The organism is Promicromonospora aerolata, assembly GCF_042682255.1.
GTDB lineage: Bacteria > Actinomycetota > Actinomycetes > Actinomycetales > Cellulomonadaceae > Promicromonospora > Promicromonospora aerolata.
Map to the genome: position 1 here is coordinate 4,997,421 of NZ_JBHUHF010000001.1, position 19,530 is coordinate 5,016,950.

A 19,530-nucleotide genomic window follows, 5' to 3' on the forward strand; every position below is an offset into this window, starting at 1 on the left:
ACTTACCAAGGAGATTCAACGATGCTCTGGTACATCGGACGCCGACTGATGCAGGTGATCCCCGTGTTCCTCGGCGCCACGCTGCTGCTGTACGCGCTGGTGTTCCTGCGACCAGGTGATCCCGTCGCGGCACTGGGCGGTGAACGAGGCCTGCCCGAAGCCGTGCAGGCCCAGATCCGCGAACAGTTCCACCTGAACGAACCGTTCATCATGCAGTACCTGTACTTCCTCAAGGGCGTTCTCACGTTCGACATGGGGAACGACTTCACGGGTCGTCCGGTGGCCGAGACCATCGCCAACGCGCTGCCCGTGACCTTCCAGCTGGCCATGATGGCCATCGTGATCGAGGCCGTGCTCGGCGTGGCCTTCGGCCTGTGGGCCGGCATGCGCAAGGGCAAGCTCTTCGACTCCGTCGTGCTGGTGTGGAGCCTGCTGCTCATCTCGGTCCCCACGTTCGTGACCGGCCTGCTGCTACAGATCGTGGTGGGTGTCCAGCTCGACTGGCTGCCTGTCACCGCCGGCCGAGATCCGGACTTCTACAGCCTGCTGCTTCCCGCGATCGTGCTGGCGACCACCTCGTTCGCCTACGTGCTGCGCCTGACGCGCACGTCGGTCGTGGAGAACATCACCGCCGACTTCGTCCGCACGGCGCGCGCCAAGGGCCTGTCACGCGACAAGGTGACGCGTCGGCACGTGCTGCGCAACTCCCTCATCCCGGTGGTCACCTTCATCGGTGTCGACCTGGGCAACCTCATGGCCGGATCGATCGTGACCGAGGGCATCTTCAACATCAACGGCGTGGGTGGCACCCTCTTCGAGTCGATCCAGCGCGGCGAGAACACCACGGTCGTCGCGCTGTCCACGGTGCTCGTGATCGTCTACATCGCGGCCAACCTGCTCGTGGACCTGCTGTACGCCGTCCTGGACCCGAGGATCCGTTATGCCTGAGAACAACAGACCAGCACCCCGTCCGGGCCAGGAGCACTTCGTCGCAGCGCCCGACGTGGTGCAGCTCCAGGTCATCGACTCGGTGGACACCAGCGAGGCGCCCTCCAGCATGTGGCGCGACGCCTGGAACGAGATGCGCCGTCGGCCGCTGTTCTGGGTCTCGGCGGTCATGATCGTGGTGGTCGTCGTCATGTCGATCATTCCCGGCGTGTTCACGACGGCCCTGCCGCGCTCCGGCTGCGAGCTCAGCAACGCGTTCGCGTCGCCGTCCGCAGCTCATCCGTTCGGCACCAACCAGAACGGGTGCGACATCTACGCGCGGACCCTGTTCGGCGCCCGGGCCTCGGTGCTCGTCGGCACGCTGACCACCACGTTCGTGGTGATCCTCGGTACCGCGGTCGGAGCGATCGCCGGCTACTACGGCGGGTGGATCGACACGATCCTGTCGCGGATCACCGACATCTTCTTCGCCGTGCCGTTCGTGCTGGCCGCCATCGTGATCCTGAGCCTGGCGCAGGAGCGCACGGAGCTGACGGTCGCGTTCGTCCTGGCTGCCTTCGGGTGGACCTCGATCGCCCGCATCGCCCGCGGGTCCGTGCTCAGCGTGAAGAACAACGAGTTCGTCACGGCGGCGAAGGCGCTCGGCATGGGCCGGTTCGCCATCATGGTGCGGCACGCGCTGCCCAACGCCGCCGCGCCGATCATCGTGTACGCGACCGTGGCACTGGGAACGTTCATCGTGGCCGAGGCCACCCTGACGTTCCTCGGCATCGGCCTGGATCCCTCCACCGTCTCGTGGGGCGGCGACCTGTCGACCGGGCGGGGCGCGATCCGCTCCAACCCGGAGATCATGTTCTATCCAGCGGGGGCGCTCGCCTTCACCGTGCTGAGCTTCATCCTGCTGGGTGATGTGGTCCGTGACGCCCTGGACCCGAAGGCGAGGAAGCGATGAGCACCGCCGTCTCCCTGAACGACGCCGTCGAGCGAGACCTGGACCCCTGGGAGAACCAGGACCCGTCGACGCCTCTGCTCGAGATCAAGGGTCTCGAGATCGGCTTCACCACCACCCAGGGTGTGGTGCAAGCGGTACGCGGCGTGGACCTCAATGTCTACCCGGGCCAGTCCGTCGCGATCGTGGGCGAGTCCGGTTCGGGTAAGTCGACGACCGCCCACGCGATCATCGATCTGCTGCCCGGCACCGGCAAGGTGACGGGTGGGTCCATCAAGTTCGGCGGGCGCGAGCTCGTCGGCATGCGTCGCCGGCAGACCGAGGACCTGCGTGGTCGTGAGATCGGCCTGGTGCCGCAGGACCCGATGTCGAACCTCAACCCGGTGTGGCGCGTCGGCACGCAGATCGAAGAGGCCCTCGTGGCCAACGGCTTCCAGGGCGACCGCGTGGCCCGCAAGGCGCGCGTCGCCGAGCTGCTCGGCGAGGCCGGTCTGCCGGACGCCGAGGCTCGTGCCCGGCAGTATCCGCACGAGTTCTCCGGCGGTATGCGTCAGCGCGCGCTCATCGCCATCGGCCTGGCCTCACGGCCGAAGCTGCTCATCGCGGACGAGCCGACGTCGGCGCTCGACGTGACGGTCCAGAAGAAGATCCTGGACCACCTGGAGGGTCTGACCAGCGAGCTGGGCACCGCAGTCCTGTTCATCACGCACGACCTGGGCCTGGCCGCCGAGCGCGCCGAGCACCTCGTGGTGATGTACAAGGGCAAGATCGTGGAGTCCGGTCCGGCGCAACAGATCCTGCAGGACCCGCAGCACGAGTACACCAAGCGACTGGTCGCCTCGGCGCCCTCGCTGGCCTCCCGCCGCATCCAGTCCGCGCACGAGCGTGGCCTGACGGCCGAGGAGCAGGTCGCCCAGCACACGGACGGGACGGCGAAGGCCGCACCCGACGTCGTCGTGGCGAAGGACCTGACCAAGGTGTTCCGGCTCCGCGGCGGACGTCCCGGTTCGCACACCGACTTCACCGCGGTGGACAACATCTCGTTCACGCTGCCCAAGGGCCGCACGATCGCCCTGGTGGGCGAGTCGGGCTCGGGCAAGTCCACGGCGGCCAACATGGTGCTGGGCCTGCTCGAGCCGACGTCGGGCGCGGTGACGATCGACGGCCAGGACATGTCCACGCTGTCGCCCAAGGAGTCCTTCACCATGCGCCGCCGGGTGCAGCCGGTGTTCCAGAACCCGTACGGGTCGCTGGACCCGATGTTCTCGGTGTTCTCCTCGATCGAGGAGCCGCTGCGGCTGCACCGGGTGGGTGACCGGAAGTCCCGGGAGGCGCGCGTGCGCGAGCTCCTGGACATGGTCTCGCTGCCGCAGGCGACCATGCGCCGGTTCCCGAACGAGCTCTCGGGCGGCCAGCGGCAGCGCATCGCCATCGCGCGTGCGCTGGCGCTCAAGCCCGAGGTGCTCGTGCTCGACGAGGCCGTCTCGGCGCTCGACGTGCTGGTCCAGGCGCAGATCCTCACACTGCTCAACGACCTGCAGGCCGAACTGGGGCTGTCCTACCTGTTCATCACGCACGACCTCGCGGTGGTGCGACAGATCGCCGACCTCGTGGCCGTGATGAAGGACGGCAGCATCGTGGAGCACGCGACCACCGACGAGGTGTTCGACAACCCGCAGCAGGAGTACACGCAGGATCTCCTGGCGGCCATCCCGGGTGCGAGCCTGGAGATCGGCGGCTGACCCTGCGCCGAGGCAGAACCTGGGCGCAGCAGAACCGGACGAGGTACCGCAGCGGGACAGCACCAGAGCCACCACGGCTCCGGCGCTGTCTCGCTGCGGTTCTGTCTCGGCCTGGTTGAGTCTCGGCCTGGTTGAGCCTCGTCAGGAGTCGTTCGCCGAACAGTGACACGGTCGACACCTGGAGATTTCGAATCCCGGGTAAGATAGTGCTGCCGCGAGACCGGTCCTTTCGGATCAGCGTCCGCGCACCTTGACTCCCCTTCTGGAAATGAGTGCTCCGTGACCGTGCCTGCAACCGCGCCGACCTCGGTCCGTGCGACCCGTTCCGACCTGAGAAACGTCGCGATCGTGGCCCACGTCGACCACGGCAAGACCACGCTCGTGGACGCCATGCTCAGGCAGTCCGGGTCCTTCGGTGCCCGCCAGCACCTCGAGGACCGCGTGATGGACTCGGGCGACCTGGAGCGTGAGAAGGGCATCACGATCCTCGCCAAGAACACCGCCATCCGGTACTCCGGGCCGGCGGCCGCGGCGAGCGGTGAGCCCGACGGCATCACGATCAACGTGATCGACACCCCCGGCCACGCCGACTTCGGTGGCGAGGTCGAGCGCGGTCTGTCGATGGTCGACGGCGTCGTGCTGCTCGTCGACGCGTCGGAGGGGCCGCTGCCCCAGACGCGCTTCGTGCTGCGCAAGGCACTCGCGGCCAAGCTGCCCGTCATCGTCGTGGTGAACAAGGTGGATCGCCCGGACGCGCGCATCACCGAGGTCGTGGCCGAGACCACCGACCTGCTGCTCGGCCTCGCCAGCGACCTGTCCGACGAGGTCGAGGACCTCGATCTGGACGCGATTCTCGACGTGCCCGTCGTCTACGCGTCGGCCAAGGCCGGGCGCGCCTCCACGGAGCAGCCCGCCGACGGCGGCCTGCCCAGCAACGAGGACCTCGAGCCGCTGTTCGCGACCATCCTCGAGAAGACCCCCGCGCCGACCTACGAGGAGGGCATGCCGCTGCAGGCGCACGTCACCAACCTCGACGCGTCGCCGTTCCTCGGTCGTCTCGCCCTGCTGCGCATCCACAACGGCACCCTGGTCAAGGGCCAGAACGTCGCCTGGGCGCGGCACGACGGCTCGCTGCAGACCGTGAAGGTCACCGAGCTGCTGGAGACCAAGGCGCTCGACCGTGTGCCGACCGACAAGGCCGGCCCCGGCGAGATCGTCGCCGTCGCGGGCATCTCCGACATCATGATCGGTGAGACCCTCACCGACATCGACGACCCGCGCCCGCTGCCGCTCATCGCGGTCGACGATCCCGCGATCTCGATGACGATCGGTATCAACACCTCCCCGCTCGCGGGTCAGGGCGGCAAGGGCCACAAGGTGACCGCCCGCCAGGTGAAGGACCGCCTCGACTCCGAGCTCATCGGCAACGTCTCGCTCAAGGTGCTCCCGACCGAGCGTCCCGACGCGTGGGAGGTGCAGGGCCGCGGCGAGCTGGCGCTGGCCATCCTCGTCGAGCAGATGCGTCGCGAGGGCTTCGAGCTCACCGTCGGCAAGCCGCAGGTCGTCACCAAGTCGATCGACGGCAAGCTCCACGAGCCGATGGAGCGCATGACCATCGACGTGCCCGAGGAGTACCTCGGCGCCGTCACGCAGCTCCTCGCGCAGCGCAGGGGACGCATGGAGACCATGACGAACCACGGCACCGGCTGGGTCCGCATGGAGTTCATGGTCCCGGCGCGTGGCCTCATCGGCTTCCGCACGCAGTTCCTCACGGACACGCGCGGCACCGGCATCGCGGCGTCCATCGCCGACGGGTACGAGCCGTGGCACGGCCCGATCGAGTCGCGGATGACGGGCTCGCTCGTCTCGGACCGTCCCGGCAAGGTCACGCCGTTCGCCATGATCAACCTGCAGGAGCGCGGCTCCTTCTTCGTGGACCCCACGCAGGAGGTGTACGAGGGCATGATCGTGGGCGAGAACTCGCGCAACGAGGACATGGACGTCAACATCACCAAGGAAAAGAAGCTGACGAACATGCGGTCGGCCAGCGCCGACAACTTCGAGAACCTGATCCCGCCGCGCAAGCTCACCCTCGAGGAGTCCCTGGAGTTCGCTCAGGAGGACGAGTGCGTCGAGGTGACCCCTGAGGTCGTGCGCATCCGCAAGGTGCTCCTGAACGCCACGGACCGCGCCCGCGCGGCCGCCCGCGCCAAGCGCGGCTGACCCCCTTCGCTGAGTGCTGGAGATTCGCGCATGAACGACCGTTCTGGGCGCGAATCTCCAGCACTCAGTGCTTACTCCAGTGCTTTCTCCGGGGGAGTGCTGGCGGTGCACGCGCATCCCGACGACGAGTCCTTGGCCACGGGGGGCCTGCTCGCCACCTTCGCCGCGGCCGGTCGGCCGGCCTGCGTCGTGACCTGCACGCGCGGAGAACGGGGCGAGGTCATCGCCCTTCCGGGCACGACGTCGGCCGGGCTGGCCGGTCTCGAGGGCGACGGGCCGGCGCTGGGCGCCCACCGGGAGACCGAGCTGGCGGATGCCTTGACCCGGCTCGCCGACGGCACCGGGAACCGGGTGGAGCACGCGTTCCTCGACGCCCTCCCGTCGTCCGGCCGGCGGTTCGCCGGCTCCGACGAGCCGGGTAGCCGGCGGTACGAGGACTCGGGGATGGCCTGGGTGGCGCCCGGCGTCGCCGGTCCCGCCCCGGACTCCCCGCCGACGGCGTTCGCGCGGGTGCCGCTCGACGAGTCCGCAGGCCGGCTCGCGGCGCTGGTCCGCGCACGACGCCCCGCCGTCGTCGCCACCTACGAGCCCGGGGGCGGGTACGGGCACCCCGACCACGTGCGAGCGCACCAGGTGACGGTCCGTGCGCTCGAGCTCGCGGCGGATCCGGCCTGGCGGCCCGACGGCGAGGACGGGCCGGTGCGGGACGGCGAACCGCGCACCGCGGGACGGCGGGACGAACCGTGGGCCGGTGCCGAGCTGTGGCAGACGGTCACACCGGAGGCCGAGCTGCGCACGGCGCGGGCGACGCTCGCCGCGCTGCCGGACGCGCTCACGCTGGCCACGGCCGAGGGCCTGACGTTCGCGGCGCCGGAGGCCGACCTCCCGCCGCTGGCCAAGGCCGGCCTGCCCCCGTGGTCGGCAGGACGTCAGGAGGTCGGCAGCCCGGGCTACCGATCTCCTGACGAGCTACCGATCATGCGCACCGGCCGGGTGGTGCGGGTTGCTGTCGGGCCCGTGGTTTCGCGGGTGGTCGGTGCGTTGCGCGCCCACGCCACGCAGGTGCAGCACGCGACGGCGCTCACGCGTCCCGTGGGGCCGGTCGCCGGCTGGTACGCCCTGTCCAACGGCGTCCTGGCCCCGATCCTCACCGCCGAGACCTACCTCGTGGGCCGGCCCGGCTGACCCGGGCGAGGCCCGGACGAGGTCAGCGCTCCTGGAGGGCGTCCAGGCCGATCGACATCGCGGTCACGAGCCGACGGTCGAGCCGCGGGTCCTGAATGTTCACGATGTACCGGTCGCGCAGACCCCACTTCTTCTCCACGGAAAAGGCGGGCCGGCCGTCGATCAGGAAGTCGAAGTGGTACGGCAGCCAGGCTGCCTCGACCAGACGGCGGATGATGGCGATCGCCATGTTCCGCTCCGTCCCGGTGGCCGTGCCGAGCCCCGGCTGGTCCACGTGCCAGGTGCTGCGCAGGAGCGACTTGGCGAAGTCCTTGCGGAACGAGCCGATCGGCGTGCCGCCCGCGTCCACCACGTCGTAGGTGGCGCCGAGGTCGATCACCTGGCGGGCCTTGAACCCGAGGACGGGCTCTCGCTTGGTGTCGTCGGTGTAGAGGGTGACCTCTTCGCGGAACGCCATGCGTTTCTGCTGCGCGAACGCGTAGAGCTCCCCCTCGGAACCGTCCGGCTGGGCGCCGTGCACCTCGTACTGGTTGACCATCAAGCGGATGCGCTGTCGAACGATGAGCTGCGTTTGTGCCTGGAGCGTATTCACCCGCCGGAGTGTTGCACATATGCAGCGTCCTCCCAGGTGAATGCTGGACAATGGCTGGGTGAACTCACCCCGACGCCACCTCGGACGAACGATCGTGCGCACCCTGCTTGCCGTGCTGCTCGGCGTCGTCATGGGTGCGCTCGGAACAGTGGTGCACCGGTTCGGCGACGAGTCCTGGTACCTCGGCCTGGCTCTCGCGCTCGCTCTGACGGCTGCCGCCGGCGTGCTGGCCCGTGCCTGGGCCGGCTACGGCACGCTGCTGGGCTTCGGTGTGGGCTGGGTCGCCGTCGTGCAGGCCCTGTCACTCACGGGTTCCGGGGGCGACGTCGTGGTCCCGGCGGGCGTGCTGGGCATGGTCTGGTCGTACGCGGGGGTGGCCGTCCTGGCCGTCGTCGCCTTCCTGCCGTCGTCGTGGTTCGCCGAGGTCCCAGCACGCCGAGAACGGCCTGCTGCCTGAGGTCTGCGGTCCTTCGCAAACTGGTTCAGGATGGTGGTCAGGATTGATACACAACCTCCACCTCGGGGCGTCCAGTACGCGGCCTTGGGCAGGATTCTCGCTGGATAGGATGCCCGGCAGGGCGACCGCGTCCGGCGGAATCGCCGCAGGCCAGGTACGCCCTTGGGGGACGCGGAGAGCCCGCGTCTCGGGTAGTTGCACGGAGCGTGCCGATGGGTCAGCCGACCGAGCGTGACGAACCGCTCGAGCCGACGTCAGACGAGAACGCCGGGACACGACCTGCCCCGGTGACACCTCCCCGCTTGTCCCAGACGCGCCCTGGCAGCGTGCCGAGACAGGTAGTGAAACCCCCGATGCGGCCGACGGACCCCGGGGCAGCGCAAACCTCAGTACCGGCCGGTCGTCCGACCGCTCAGCCGGCCCCCCGAACCCCAGAGAAGGCCCAGCCAGTGACCCCTCCGGAGCAGTCCGAGGCCCCCCAGGCCCCGCGCCCGCCCGTCGTGCCGCCCGCAACAGCGCCAGCGGCAGCCGAGAGCATCCCCAGGAGCCCAGGAGCGGCTGGGGTGCCGGACGGCGCCCCGAAGAAGCCCGAACCCGCCAACCCGACGGCGTCCCCGAACACGCCCAAGGCGGCGGGCGAGCCCGGGGCCCCGAGCCGACCGGCTTCCCCGAGCACGGCCACGCCGGCGGGAACAGGCACGGCCTCGGGTACGGCGACGCCGACGAGCGGGCCGCCCCAGCCCGGCAAGCCCGGGTCACCGGCCGGACCGACTCCGCCGGAGACTGCGGACCCCGACCCCGTGGCGGTGCTGCAGACCGTCGTGGAGAAGCTCGCGACACCGACCACCAAGACGTCCGCGGCACCGAGAAGCGGGTACACGCCGCGCGTCTTCGCGTTCGACCGCCCGCCCAAGACCACACCCGCCGCGAGCAACGCGGAGAGCCCGAGCACGCCGCCGCAGAACCCGGCGGTACCGGCTACCGGGACGCCGGCGGGTGCAGCGCCCGCCAGCGTGGCGCCCGCGAAAGCGGCGCCCGCCGCCACGGGTGCGGCGCCGGCTGGCGCGAGCCAGGGCCCCGCTCCGACCGGTCAGGGTGTGTCGCCCGGGAACGCCGCACCCGCAGCTACCGCCGGGTCGGAATCGGCGACCGCGGCAGTGGCCTCCGGAGCTGCAGGTGCAGCGGTCGGTGGAGCAGGCGCGGTAGCGGCGGCGGCCTCGGCAGGTGCCGGAGCGGCGAGCCAGGCAGCCGCCGTCCCTGCACCCGCGCCCGTGGACTCGCCGACGGCCGGCTCTGCGCCCGCTGGTGCCGCACCCGTTGGGTCAGCGCCCGCCGGGGCCGCCCCGGCCGCTGCCTCCGGCACGGGATCTCCCGAGGGTGCGGCACGCTCGGCGGCGTCTGCCGCGCCGGCGACGCCGTCCGAGCAGTCCGCGCCGGCCACTTCGCCGGCCCCGGACTCAGCGGTCCCGCAGCGAACACCGGAGGGCACAGCACCTGAGAAGCCGGAGCCGGCGAAGCCGGCACCGGGCACGACAACCGGCCGGGCAGCAGGCGCAGCAGCAGGTACAGCGGGGGTCGGCGCGGCCGCGGGTGCTGCGGGTGCAGCAGCCAGCGCTGCCCCGATGCCGGTCCCGCCCGTGCCCGTGCACGCCACCCCGCCCGTATCGCCGCCGCCGTCCGTCCAGCCGCATTCGCTGATCCCGCCGCCGCCCGGCGGGGGGAACCCGGGCGCCGTGCCCCCGCCGGACACGAGTCAGAACTCGTTCCTCAAGCCCTTGACCGGTGCGATCCAGCGGGTGGCCGGCGCACGCTGGTCACCCGTGCGCCCGGAGGCGACGCCGCTGGCGTCCGCCGCGCAGGGCCCCGCGGCGTCGAACGGACCAGGTGGTCCGGCCGGCCCGAATACCCCTGCGGGCCCGCACGGTCCTGCGGGCCCGCAGGGCCCGGGCGGCCCGGCCGGCCCCAACGGTCCGCACGGCCCCAACGGGCCGACGGGTCCGTACGGGTCGGGCGGCTCCGGCCAGGGCGAGTTCTTCGGCCTTGCCGGTGACGGCGCGCCGCGCAGGGGCCCCAAGATCGCCCTGCTCTCGGTGCTGGGCGTCGTCGTGCTCTTCGCGGTCTACGCCCTGGCGGCGTGGGGCGTGAGCGACACGGCACCTCCCGACACCACGGTGGCCGGCGTCGACGTGGGCGGTATGACGCGCGCCGAGGCGGCGTCGACGATCACGGAGGAGCTGGCCCCGCAGGTCAAGGAACCGATCGAGCTCACCGCGGGTGAGGGCAAGGCTCAGCTCTCTCCCGAGCCGAGCGGACTCTCGATCGACGCCGAGGCCACCGTCGCGGAGCTCACCGGATTCTCGCTGAGCCCGACGCGGATGTGGGCCCACGCCTTCGGCGGCTCCGACGAGGAGCTGGTCCTGGCCGTCGACGAGGAGAAGTTCGAGTCCGCGGTGGCGGGTCTTGAGGAGTCGCTCGCCGTCGACCCCGTGGACGGAACCGTCGCGTTCGTCGACGGACAGGCGGTCAAGACCGACGCCAAGGCGGGTTCGCAGATCGTCGCGAGCGAGACCTCGCGCATCATCCAGGAGCGCTGGCTCCGTCAGGACGGCCCGTTCGACCTCCCGATCGAACCGGTCGAACCGGCGATCACGCAGCAGGAGACGAACGAGGGCTTCGCCGTCGCGCAGAAGGTCGTCTCGGCGCCGGTCACGGTGTCCGTCGGCGATCAGTCGCCGGTGCTCTCGCCCGAGGTGCTGGCCGGTCTCTTGCGGTTCGAGCAGAAGGACGGCCAGCTGGCCACGATCGTGGACCGGAAGGCGACCGTCGCGGCCATCGTCGAAGGCACCACCAACCTGCTGGCAGTGCCGAGCGACGCGCACTTCGAGTTCGTCGGCGGCAAGCCGACCGTCGTGGCGGGCGAGACCGGCACGACGCTGGACCCTGCGGAGGCGGCCAAGGCCGTGCGGGTCGCCGCGACGAGCGACGACCGCGAGACGTCGGTCGAGCTGGTCGAGCAGGACCCGGAGGAGACGGTCGAGTCCCTCGAGGCGCTGGGCGTCAAGGAAGTGGTCTCCGAGTTCCACACGCCGCTGACGAACGAGCCGGTGCGCACGAACAACCTGGAGCGTGGCGCGCAGATGATCACGGGCGACCTCATCAAGCCGGGGGAGACGTTCTCGCTGCTTGACGCGCTCGCGCCGATCACGCTCGAGAACGGGTACTTCGACGCCGGCGTGATCGAGAACGGCAAGCATGTCGAAGCGGTCGGCGGCGGTCTGTCGCAGATGGCCACGACCACGTTCAACGCCGGCTTCTTCGCCGGGTACGAGGACGTCGAGCACCACGCGCACTCGTTCTGGTTCGAGCGCTACCCCGCCGGCCGCGAAGCCACGATCTACGTGGGCGCCAAGGACATGAAGTTCACCAACGACACCCCGTACGGCGCGGTGCTGCAGTCGTACGTGGCGGGCGGCGAGCTCTGGGTGCGGATCTGGAGCACCGAGCACTACCGGGTCGAGGAGAGCAACAGCGGCAAGCAGAACATCGTGCCGAAGACCGTGATCCACGACTCGTCGGAAGACTGCGAGCCGTACCCCGGAGGCGAGGACGGGTTCTCCATCAGCATCTACCGCAAGGTCTACCTGGGCGACGAGCTGGCCAAGGAGAACTCGTTCAACCACACCTACAACCCGGACAACCCGGTGGTGTGCGACTAGCCGTGAGGCTCTGTCGACCGACCGGCGGTAGGTTGCGCACATGCTTGGACGTAGCGAGCGGGAGTCTCCCGCGCACGCGGTGCTTGCCGCGCGGATGGCGGGTTGGAACGACCCGGTCGAACTGCTGGACCTCGGCACCACGGCGGACACGCTCGCCACGGTCGCCGGGATCGAGGCCCTGGCGGCGGTAGTGCACCTGGGACACCCGGAGCACCCGGCGCCAGGCCTCGAGCGCGCCCTCCTGGAGGGCGCGCCGTCACTGATCCTGACGGGTGCGGTCGCCGTGCCCGGTCAGTGGGTCTGGGTCGGTCGGGGCGACACGGTGGGTCAGGTGGTCATCGACGAGGCCGGCATGCGCGACTGCGCCGGTGTGCTGCGCACCCTCGGTGCCAGCCCGCGCCTGGTGCCCACGCGTGCGACGGTCGAGGAGCGGATCGCCCTGGCGGGCGAGAGCGGGTCGCTCGTGATCGAACGGTCCCGGGTCCCGGCGGGATTCACCGAGCTCCCGGACAGTGCGGCTCTCGCCGAGGGAGGCCCCGTCTGGTACGGGCTGCTGGAGTCCCGCGGAGACTGGCCGCCGTTCACGGAGCCCGCGCAGGTGTGGCTCGCGTTCGGGCCGGCCGACGACCACCTGGGCTCCCTGCAGCCCACGCTCGCGCTCATCGCGGACGCCGGTCTCGACCTGGACCACCTGCGCAGCCAGCCGTCCTCGGACGGGCCGCACGTGTTCTTCACGTCGTTCTCCTGCCCCACGTCCGAGGCGCTGAGCGACCTGGTCGCTGCGTTGACCGAGCGCGGCGTCGCCCACCGCACGCTGGCCGTGCTCCCGGGCGAGGCGTTCGTGCCCGGGCCGGCCGCCTTGACGCCGCGATGGGCGTGACCGTGCCGGCCACCGAGCACGGTACGCGGGCCGCGTACCTGGGACCCGAGGGCACGTTCACGCACCAGGCGGCGCTGGAGTGGGCGCGCCTGCACGCCTCGGCGGGCGGGTCCGCGGCCGACGTGACCGTCGAGCCGCTGGACACCGTCAAGAACGTCCACGACGTCGTGGCGGACGGCACCGCCGACGTCGGCGTCGTCGCCATCGAGTCCTCCGTCGAGGGGTACGTGGTGCCGTCCCTGGACGCGCTGCTGTCCAGTGCCGACGTCGTCGCCGTGGACGAGGTGGCGCTCGACGTGTCGTTCGACGCGTTCGTGCGCCCCGACCACGCAGAGCTGACCGCGGTGTCCGCGCACCCGCACGGGCTGGCGCAGTGCACCGGCTTCGTCACGGGCACCGGGCTGGCGACGGCTCCGGCGTCGTCCAACGCGGCAGCGTGCCGCGACGCGGGACCGGGGACCATCGCGCTCGGCCCCACGATCTGTGGCGAGCTCTACGGCCTGGAGACGTACGCGAAGGCCGTCGAGGACTTCCGCGGCGGCCGCACCCGGTTTCTCGTGCTGACCAGGCGGAGCACCGCCGACGCACAGCTGGCTCGGTCGCGCGCCGCCGGCGCGACGGCCTGGAAGACGATGCTGGCGATCACTCCTGCCGTGACGGGACCGGGCGTGCTGGCGCGGATCACCGCCGCGTTCGGCGACCGCGGCGTGAACATGTCGAGCCTGATCACCCGGCCGCTCAAGGCGCAGGAGAGCAAGTACGTCTTCGTGGTGACGTTCGACGAGGCGCCCTGGGACCAGGGCGCCCGGGAGGTGGTGAGCGACCTGCTCGCCGCCGGAGACTCGCTCAAGACGCTCGGCCTGTTCCCCGCCGGCGCGGGCTTCCGGGCGCTCGACGGCGTGCTCGACCCCGACCACGCCCCGGTCGGCTCCGTCTCCGCCAAGGACTCCGACCAGGCGCGCGACCGGGGACTGCTGTGGTGAGCGGCTTCGTCGCGCAGGGCGGGTCGGTCGGCATCGTGGGCCTCGGGCTGATCGGCGGCTCCCTGGCCCGGGCGCTGCAGGCGGCAGCCGTGCCGGTCGTGGCGACGGACCCGTCCTCGGCGGAGGAGGCCCGCGCGGTGGGTCTCTCGGTGACGGAGGACATCGCAGGGCTCGCCGTCCACCGACCCGAGATCGTGGTGCTCGCCGCACCGCTGCGCGCCATGCGGACCGTCGCCGGCGAGCTCGCGGAGGCGCTCGCGGGGGAGCCGGGCTGGGACCCGACGGTGACGGACGTCGGCTCGGTGAAGGCACCGGTGCGGGAGGCCGTCGCCGACGCCGGCCTGGGCGATCGCTACGTCGGGGCGCACCCGATGTCGGGGACGGAGCGGAGCGGGTTCGAGGCGTCGTCGGCCGAGCTGATGCAGGGCATCCCGTGGGCGGTGACGTGTGCGGCGGCCGAGGCCGGCGTGGCGGGGACCGACCCGGTCCGCCTGGAACGCGTGCTGCGCCTCGTCACCGGCCCGCTCGGCGGGACGGCCGCCGTGCTCACCGACGAGCTGCACGACGAGGCTGCCGCGCTCGTGTCGCACGTGCCCCACGTGCTGGCCAACCAGCTGCTGGGGGTCGTGGCCGGCGCACCGGTGCGGGACCTCGCGCTGGGACTCGCCGCCGGTTCGTTCCGGGACGGGACCAGGGTCGGGCTCACCGACCCACGCCGCACGGAGGCCATGGTGACCGAGAACGCGGCGTGGGTGGCGCCCGTCCTGCGGCTCGCGGCCCGGGACCTGGAGCGGCTCGCGGACGCGCTGGACTCCAACGCGCCGACGCACTGGTTCTTCGACCGGCCCGACTCCGTGCGGGAGCAGATCGGCCGCCCCGGCGGCACCCGGGTGACGGGACTGCACCCGGGGGACGGGGCCAGGGGCGGCGGGTCGATGGGTGCTGGGTCCAGGGGTGGTGCGGCCGACGCCGGCGTCGGCCCTGGTGGTGTGGGTGGCTTCGGCTCGGACGTCGAGTCCGTGCCGCTGACGGGCGACTGGCCCGCTGAGCTGGTCGCCCGCTGTGCGGCGGGAGCCGTGGTGCTCGGCCTGGAGGACGGCAAGGCGCTGTTGCGGTAGCCGAGAAGTTATGAGCTGCCCGGCCCAGATTTCGGTGTCGAACCGCAACGTAGTCGTTGGGCCGGGTGCCGAGCCGCAACGTTGTCGTAGGTGCGGGTGCCGAGCCGCAACGTTGTCGTAGGTGCGGGTGCCGAGCCGCAACGAACGCGTCCAGAAGGCCCGTGAGGACGTGCAGCTTGCGGTTGGGCGTGCTGTTTGACGTGCAGCTTGCGGTTCGGCGTGCTGTCGGACGTTTGGCTTGCAGTTCGGCGCTGTTGTGCGCGCTGTCGGACACTTATCTTGCGGTTCGGCGCACCCGCGTGTGCCGTCGGACCTTTGTCTTGCGGTTCGGCGCGCCGGCGCGTGCTGCTGGAGGTTCACCTTGCGGTTCGGCGCGTAGCGCAGCGCGCACCCACACGCTCACCTTGCGGTTCGGTCCAGCCGCACGAGCTGGCCCCCACCCGGCCCGGCCCGGCCCGTACCGGCCCGGCCCCCACCTGGCCCGGCCCGGCCCGTGCCGGCCCGTACTGGCCCCACCCCACCCGGCCCAACGGATCAGAGCGTCTCCGCCAGGGCCCGTCCCGTCGTACGACCCGTGAAGAGGCAGCCCCCCAGGAACGTGCCCTCCAGCGCGCGGTGCCCGTGCACGCCGCCGCCGCCGAAGCCCGCGGCCTCGCCCACCGCCCACAGGCCCTCCAGCACGTCGCCGTCGGGGGTGAGGGCGCGGCCGGTCTCGTCGCACCACAGGCCGCCGAGCGTCTTGCGGGTCAGCACCGACAGCCGGACGGCGAGCAGGGGACCGTCCTTGGGCTCGCTGAGGGAGCGCGGCGGTGCCACCCGGATGGCCTTGTCCACGATGAAGTGTCGAGCGGCCGACGTCGCCACGACCTGCGGGTCCTTGCCGAGCCCGGTGGCGACCTGCGCGTCACGGGCGGCCATGAGGGCAGCCAGGGCCTCGCCGTCGACGTGGCCGGCCGAACCTTCGGTCGCCTCGGTGAGAGCGTTCATCTTCGCGGCGAGCTCCGCGGGTGTGTCCGCCCACAGAAACTCTTCCGACTGTTCCGCGAAGGTGCGTACGGGCACCGACTTCCCGCGCACCCGCTCCAGGAGCAGCGGCATGGACTTGCCGGTCAGGTCCGGGTTCTGCTCGGAGCCCGACAGCGCGAACTCCTTCTCCATGATCGCCTTGTTCAGCACGAACCAGGAGTGGTCGTCACCGCGGGTGGTCACGTGCCGGAGCGCCCCGAGCGCGTCGAAGCCGGGGAAGAGCGGTCCGGGCAGGCGGCCGCCGTCGGCGTCGAGCCAGAGTGACGACGGCCCGGGCAGGATCCGGATGCCGTGCTTCGACCAGACGGGGGAGTGGTTCGCGATGCCCTCCGGGTAGTGCCACATGCGGTCCTCGTGCACCAGTGCGGCGCCCGAGGCCGCGGCGACGCCCAGCATGAGGCCGTCCGTGGAGTCGGGCACCCCGGACAGCATCCGCGTCGGCAGGCGCCCGGCGTCGGCGGACCAGTGGGCCCGCGCCAGGTCGTGGTTCGCGCCGATGCCGCCGCTCGCGACCACGACTGCGTGCGCGGACAGCTCCACGTCGCCGGTCGCTTCACGGCTGGACGGTTCGCCGCGGCCGGCGTCGTCGTCGGCCAGGATCTCCGCGCGGACCCCGGTGACGCGGCCGTCCGTGGTGACCAGGGAGGTGACGCGGTGGCGGAAGCGGAGGTCCAGCAGACCGGCCCGGTCGGCCTCGTGCGCAGCGGCGACGAACGGCGCGACGACGGCGGGTCCCGTGCCCCACGTGACGTGGAATCGTGGCACGGAGTTGCCGTGCCCGCCCGTCGGGTATCCGCCGCGTTCTGCCCACTGGACCAGTGGGAACCAGCGCACACCCTTGGCGTGCATCCACGACCGCATGTCACCGGCCGCGAACTCGACGAACGCCTTGGCCCAGCGGTAGCCGAAGCGGTCCGGGCCCTCGCCCTGCTCCGCGCCGGGCGCGAACTGGGCGGAGCCGAGCCAGTCGGCGAACGCCAGCTCGAACGAGTCCTTGACCTTGAGACGGCGCTGCTCGGGCGAGTCCACCAGGAACAGCCCGCCGAACGACCACCAGGCCTGCCCGCCCAGCGACGCGGCGGGTTCCTGGTCGAGCAGGATGACCCGCTTGCCCGACGCCGTCAGCTCGGTCGCGGTGACGAGCCCCGCCAGCCCCGCGCCGATGACGATGACGTCGGTGTCGACCGCTGCGGCAACGGCGTTGTTGTAGTCGGAGTCAGTCATGAGCGCACTTTAACCAGGACATTCCTCCCACGGTGCCGGGGGCAGGGCATTTCCGGGGTGAAACGCTGCACCGGTGCGGGCCCGACCGACGGGCCCGACCGACGGGCCCGACCGACGGGCCCGCCAGACCGCCCCGCCAGACCGGCCCGAGCGACACCCCGAGGCGCGTCTCACGTACCCGGCGAGAGCAGCACCTGGAGGCTCAGCGCGTCCATCGTGACCGAGGTCCGGGGCCCGGCCTCGTCCTCGGGCACGAACGGGAAGTCCCACGAGGAGTCCCAGACCAGGTGCCAGGGTGCGCTGTCCGCGCGGTCCTGCGTGGGCAGTGTGACGTGCGCGTCGTCCAGGCTGCCGTTCACGACCAGGAGCACGTCCGAGTCGCCCGCCGTCGGACCCGGGCGCAGCATCTGCAGCACCCGCCGGCACGACTGGTTCCAGGTGGCCGGCTCCATGAGCGTTCCCGCCTCGGAGAACCAGAGCAGGTCCGGGTCGGACTCGTTCGGCCGGGGCGAGCCCAGGAAGAACGAGTCGGCCCGCAGCGCGGGATGCTCCCGCCGCAGCCGGAGCAGGTACCGGGTGGTCTCCAGCAGGTCGTTGGCGGCGTCGTCGAGCGCCCAGCGCAGCCACGACACCTCGTTGTCCTGCACGTACGCGTTGTTGTTGCCGCCCTGGCTCCGGCCGAACTCGTCGCCCGCCGTGAGCATGGGGGTGCCGGCGGCGAGCAGCAGGGTGCCCAGCAGGTTCCGCTGGGACCTGCGCCGCGGCGGCACGATCGCCTGCCACGGTTCCGTGGTGGCGTCGTCACCCGTCGGGGTGTGTCCCTCGATCCCGTGGTTCCACGACAGGTTGTTGTCCGAACCGTCTCGGTTGTCCTCGCGGTTGGCCTCGTTGTGCTTGTGGTCGTACGCCACGAGGTCCGCGAGCGTGAACCCGTCGTGTGCCGTCACGTAGTTCACCGAGGCCACCGGGCCGCGCACCAGCGGCGGGTCGCCCGGCCCGAAGAGGTCGGCACTCCCGGCGAGCCGTGTCGCGAGGTCCCGCAGGCCGAGCATCTCCTGCCCGCGAGCGCCCTGCCGGGGCGCGTCCAGCCAGAAGCCGCGTGCGGCGTCGCGGAACCGGTCGTTCCACTCGGCCATGGGCGGCGGGAACGACCCGGTCTGCCAGCCGCCGGGGCCCACGTCCCAGGGCTCCGCCACGAGCTTGAGGCCGGACAGCACGGGGTCCGTCTGCAGGGCCACGAGGAACGGGTGGTCGGGGTCGAAACCGACGTTGCCGCGGCCCAGCGTCACCGCGAGGTCGAAGCGGTACCCGTCCACGCCGACGGTCTCGGCCCAGTACCGCAACGAGTCCAGGGCCAGCTGGATGACGCGCGGCCGCCGGAAGTCCAGCGAGTTGCCGGTGCCGGTGACGTCGGCGAGCGCGGCGGGCGAGGCGCCGTCGTGCAGGTAGTAGACCGGGTTGTCGAGGCCTCGCCAGGACAGGTGCAGCCCGTCGTCGCCACCCTCGCAGGTGTGGTTGTAGACCACGTCGAGCAGCACCTCGATACCCGCCTCGTGCAACAGGTGCACCATGCCGCGCACCTCGTCGAGCACGGCCTCGGCGCCCTGCTCCTGCGCGGCCCGGGTCGCGTACTCGGCGTTGGGTGCGAAGAAGCCGAGCGTGTTGTAGCCCCAGTAGTTGGGCAGGTCGTGGGCGGCGAGCCGCGACTCGGCCGCGCTCTTGTGGATGGGCAGGAGCTCGACGGTGGTCACACCGAGGCTCAGCAGGTGCTCGACGACGGCGGGGTGCGCCAGTCCCGCGTAGGTGCCGCGCAGCTCTGGCGGGATGTCCTCGCGGAGCATGGTCAGGCCGCGCACGTGCGCCTCGTAGATGACCGTCTCGGCCCACGGTACGCGGGGCCGGGACAGGGGAGCGGGCGGCGGCAGCGGCGCGACGACGACGGAGTGCGGCACGTACGCCAGGGAGTCCCGCTCGTCGGGCGCGCCGTAGGGGTCGCCGAGCCACCAGCCCGGCTCCCGCTCCGTCGAGACCGAGCCGACCACCTCCGGGCCGTAGCGCAGGCGGCCCTCGAAGCCGCGGGCGTACGGGTCGATCAGCAGCTTGGCCGGGTTGTGCCGCAGCCCGGCACGGGGGTCCCACGGTCCATACACCCGGAACCCGTAGCGCTGACCAGGGGCGACGTTCGGGACGTGCGTGTGCCAGACGCCGTAGACCGGGCCCACCATCTCGACTCGCCGCTCGGTGTACCGGTCGGGGTCGTGCTCGTCCAGGGACGGGTCCGTGACGTCGATGAGGCAGAGGTCGACGGCGGTCGCGTGGGAGGCGAGGACAGCGGCGTCGATCCCGCCGTCGGGCGTGACGTAGACCCCGAGGGGCGGGACGTGGCTGCGCCGGGCCGATGGACGGATGAGCGGCCGGACTACCGGCCGCGGCGCCGGGTCGCCCGGTGCCCGCTGTGGTTCTGCTCGTGGTGACTGCACCATGTGC

13 protein-coding genes are annotated in these 19,530 nt (G+C 71.6%); 10 read left to right on the forward strand and 3 right to left on the reverse strand.

Going from position 1 to position 19,530, the window contains the following annotated elements:
* Window positions 1–21 precede the first annotated feature (21 nt).
* The 5 genes from ACFSL2_RS22255 (at window position 22) to ACFSL2_RS22275 (ending at window position 7,047) form a co-directional block, all read left to right on the forward strand.
* The gene (locus ACFSL2_RS22255) at window positions 22–948 is read left to right on the forward strand and encodes an ABC transporter permease (RefSeq protein ID WP_377199933.1); all 927 of its coding nucleotides are present in this window, start codon (window positions 22–24) and stop codon (window positions 946–948) included.
* Window positions 941–1,900 carry an ABC transporter permease gene (locus ACFSL2_RS22260; protein WP_377199934.1) on the forward strand — a complete coding sequence of 320 codons (960 nt, stop codon included), beginning with the start codon at window positions 941–943 and terminating at the stop codon, window positions 1,898–1,900. Before ACFSL2_RS22255 ends, ACFSL2_RS22260 begins: the two co-directional genes overlap by 8 nt.
* Window positions 1,897–3,639 carry a dipeptide ABC transporter ATP-binding protein gene (locus ACFSL2_RS22265; RefSeq protein WP_377199935.1) on the forward strand — a complete coding sequence of 581 codons (1,743 nt, stop codon included), beginning with the start codon at window positions 1,897–1,899 and terminating at the stop codon, window positions 3,637–3,639. Before ACFSL2_RS22260 ends, ACFSL2_RS22265 begins: the two co-directional genes overlap by 4 nt.
* 279 nt (window positions 3,640–3,918) lie before the next feature.
* Window positions 3,919–5,862 (forward strand): translational GTPase TypA, encoded by a 1,944-nt coding sequence (typA, locus tag ACFSL2_RS22270; protein ID WP_377199936.1) that lies wholly within the window; start codon window positions 3,919–3,921, stop codon window positions 5,860–5,862.
* 30 nt (window positions 5,863–5,892) lie between these two features.
* A complete protein-coding gene (locus tag ACFSL2_RS22275) occupies window positions 5,893–7,047 on the forward strand; it encodes a PIG-L family deacetylase (RefSeq protein WP_377199937.1) in 1,155 nt (384 codons plus the stop codon).
* Window positions 7,048–7,069: 22 nt separating this feature from the next.
* Here ACFSL2_RS22275 and ACFSL2_RS22280 read toward each other — a convergent pair whose 3' ends face one another.
* Window positions 7,070–7,639 carry an LURP-one-related family protein gene (locus tag ACFSL2_RS22280; RefSeq protein ID WP_377199938.1) on the reverse strand — a complete coding sequence of 190 codons (570 nt, stop codon included), beginning with the start codon at window positions 7,637–7,639 and terminating at the stop codon, window positions 7,070–7,072.
* 58 nt (window positions 7,640–7,697) lie between these two features.
* Between ACFSL2_RS22280 and ACFSL2_RS22285 the strand changes: the two genes are divergently transcribed.
* The 5 genes from ACFSL2_RS22285 (at window position 7,698) to ACFSL2_RS22305 (ending at window position 14,793) form a co-directional block, all read left to right on the forward strand.
* The gene (locus ACFSL2_RS22285) at window positions 7,698–8,096 is read left to right on the forward strand and encodes a hypothetical protein (protein ID WP_377199939.1); all 399 of its coding nucleotides are present in this window, start codon (window positions 7,698–7,700) and stop codon (window positions 8,094–8,096) included.
* 563 nt (window positions 8,097–8,659) lie between these two features.
* Window positions 8,660–11,812, forward strand: a complete 3,153-nt coding sequence (locus ACFSL2_RS22290) for a VanW family protein (RefSeq protein ID WP_377199940.1) — start codon at window positions 8,660–8,662, stop codon at window positions 11,810–11,812.
* A gap of 40 nt (window positions 11,813–11,852) precedes the next feature.
* On the forward strand, window positions 11,853–12,692 hold the full coding sequence (locus ACFSL2_RS22295; RefSeq protein ID WP_377199941.1) for a hypothetical protein: 840 nt from the start codon (window positions 11,853–11,855) through the stop codon (window positions 12,690–12,692).
* Window positions 12,683–13,675, forward strand: a complete 993-nt coding sequence (locus ACFSL2_RS22300; RefSeq protein ID WP_377199942.1) for a prephenate dehydratase — start codon at window positions 12,683–12,685, stop codon at window positions 13,673–13,675. Before ACFSL2_RS22295 ends, ACFSL2_RS22300 begins: the two co-directional genes overlap by 10 nt.
* Complete coding sequence (locus ACFSL2_RS22305; RefSeq protein WP_377199943.1) at window positions 13,672–14,793, forward strand: prephenate dehydrogenase; 1,122 nt, start codon at window positions 13,672–13,674, stop codon at window positions 14,791–14,793. The genes ACFSL2_RS22300 and ACFSL2_RS22305 overlap by 4 nt, the downstream gene beginning before the upstream one ends.
* A 534-nt stretch (window positions 14,794–15,327) precedes the next feature.
* Here the strand turns inward: ACFSL2_RS22305 and ACFSL2_RS22310 are convergent.
* Window positions 15,328–17,043, reverse strand: coding sequence for an FAD-binding dehydrogenase (locus tag ACFSL2_RS22310; RefSeq protein WP_377199944.1), 1,716 nt, complete (start codon window positions 17,041–17,043; stop codon window positions 15,328–15,330).
* Between the two features lie 170 nt (window positions 17,044–17,213).
* Window positions 17,214–19,526: a glycogen debranching protein GlgX gene (glgX, locus tag ACFSL2_RS22315; RefSeq protein ID WP_377199945.1), complete on the reverse strand. Its 2,313-nt coding sequence runs from the start codon at window positions 19,524–19,526 to the stop codon at window positions 17,214–17,216.
* Window positions 19,527–19,530 lie beyond the last annotated feature (4 nt).

Excerpts from the sequence above, each read along its gene's own strand:
- ACFSL2_RS22310 (WP_377199944.1), bottom strand. The coding sequence starts at position 17,043 with ATGACTGACTCCGACTACAACAACGCCGTTGCCGCAGCGGTCGACACC.
- ACFSL2_RS22275 (WP_377199937.1), top strand. The coding sequence starts at position 5,893 with ATGAACGACCGTTCTGGGCGCGAATCTCCAGCACTCAGTGCTTACTCC.
- ACFSL2_RS22255 (WP_377199933.1), top strand. The coding sequence starts at position 22 with ATGCTCTGGTACATCGGACGCCGACTGATGCAGGTGATCCCCGTGTTC.
- ACFSL2_RS22260 (WP_377199934.1), top strand. The coding sequence starts at position 941 with ATGCCTGAGAACAACAGACCAGCACCCCGTCCGGGCCAGGAGCACTTC.
- ACFSL2_RS22295 (WP_377199941.1), top strand. The coding sequence starts at position 11,853 with ATGCTTGGACGTAGCGAGCGGGAGTCTCCCGCGCACGCGGTGCTTGCC.
- ACFSL2_RS22300 (WP_377199942.1), top strand. The coding sequence starts at position 12,683 with ATGGGCGTGACCGTGCCGGCCACCGAGCACGGTACGCGGGCCGCGTAC.
- ACFSL2_RS22265 (WP_377199935.1), top strand. The coding sequence starts at position 1,897 with ATGAGCACCGCCGTCTCCCTGAACGACGCCGTCGAGCGAGACCTGGAC.
- glgX (WP_377199945.1), bottom strand. The coding sequence starts at position 19,526 with ATGGTGCAGTCACCACGAGCAGAACCACAGCGGGCACCGGGCGACCCG.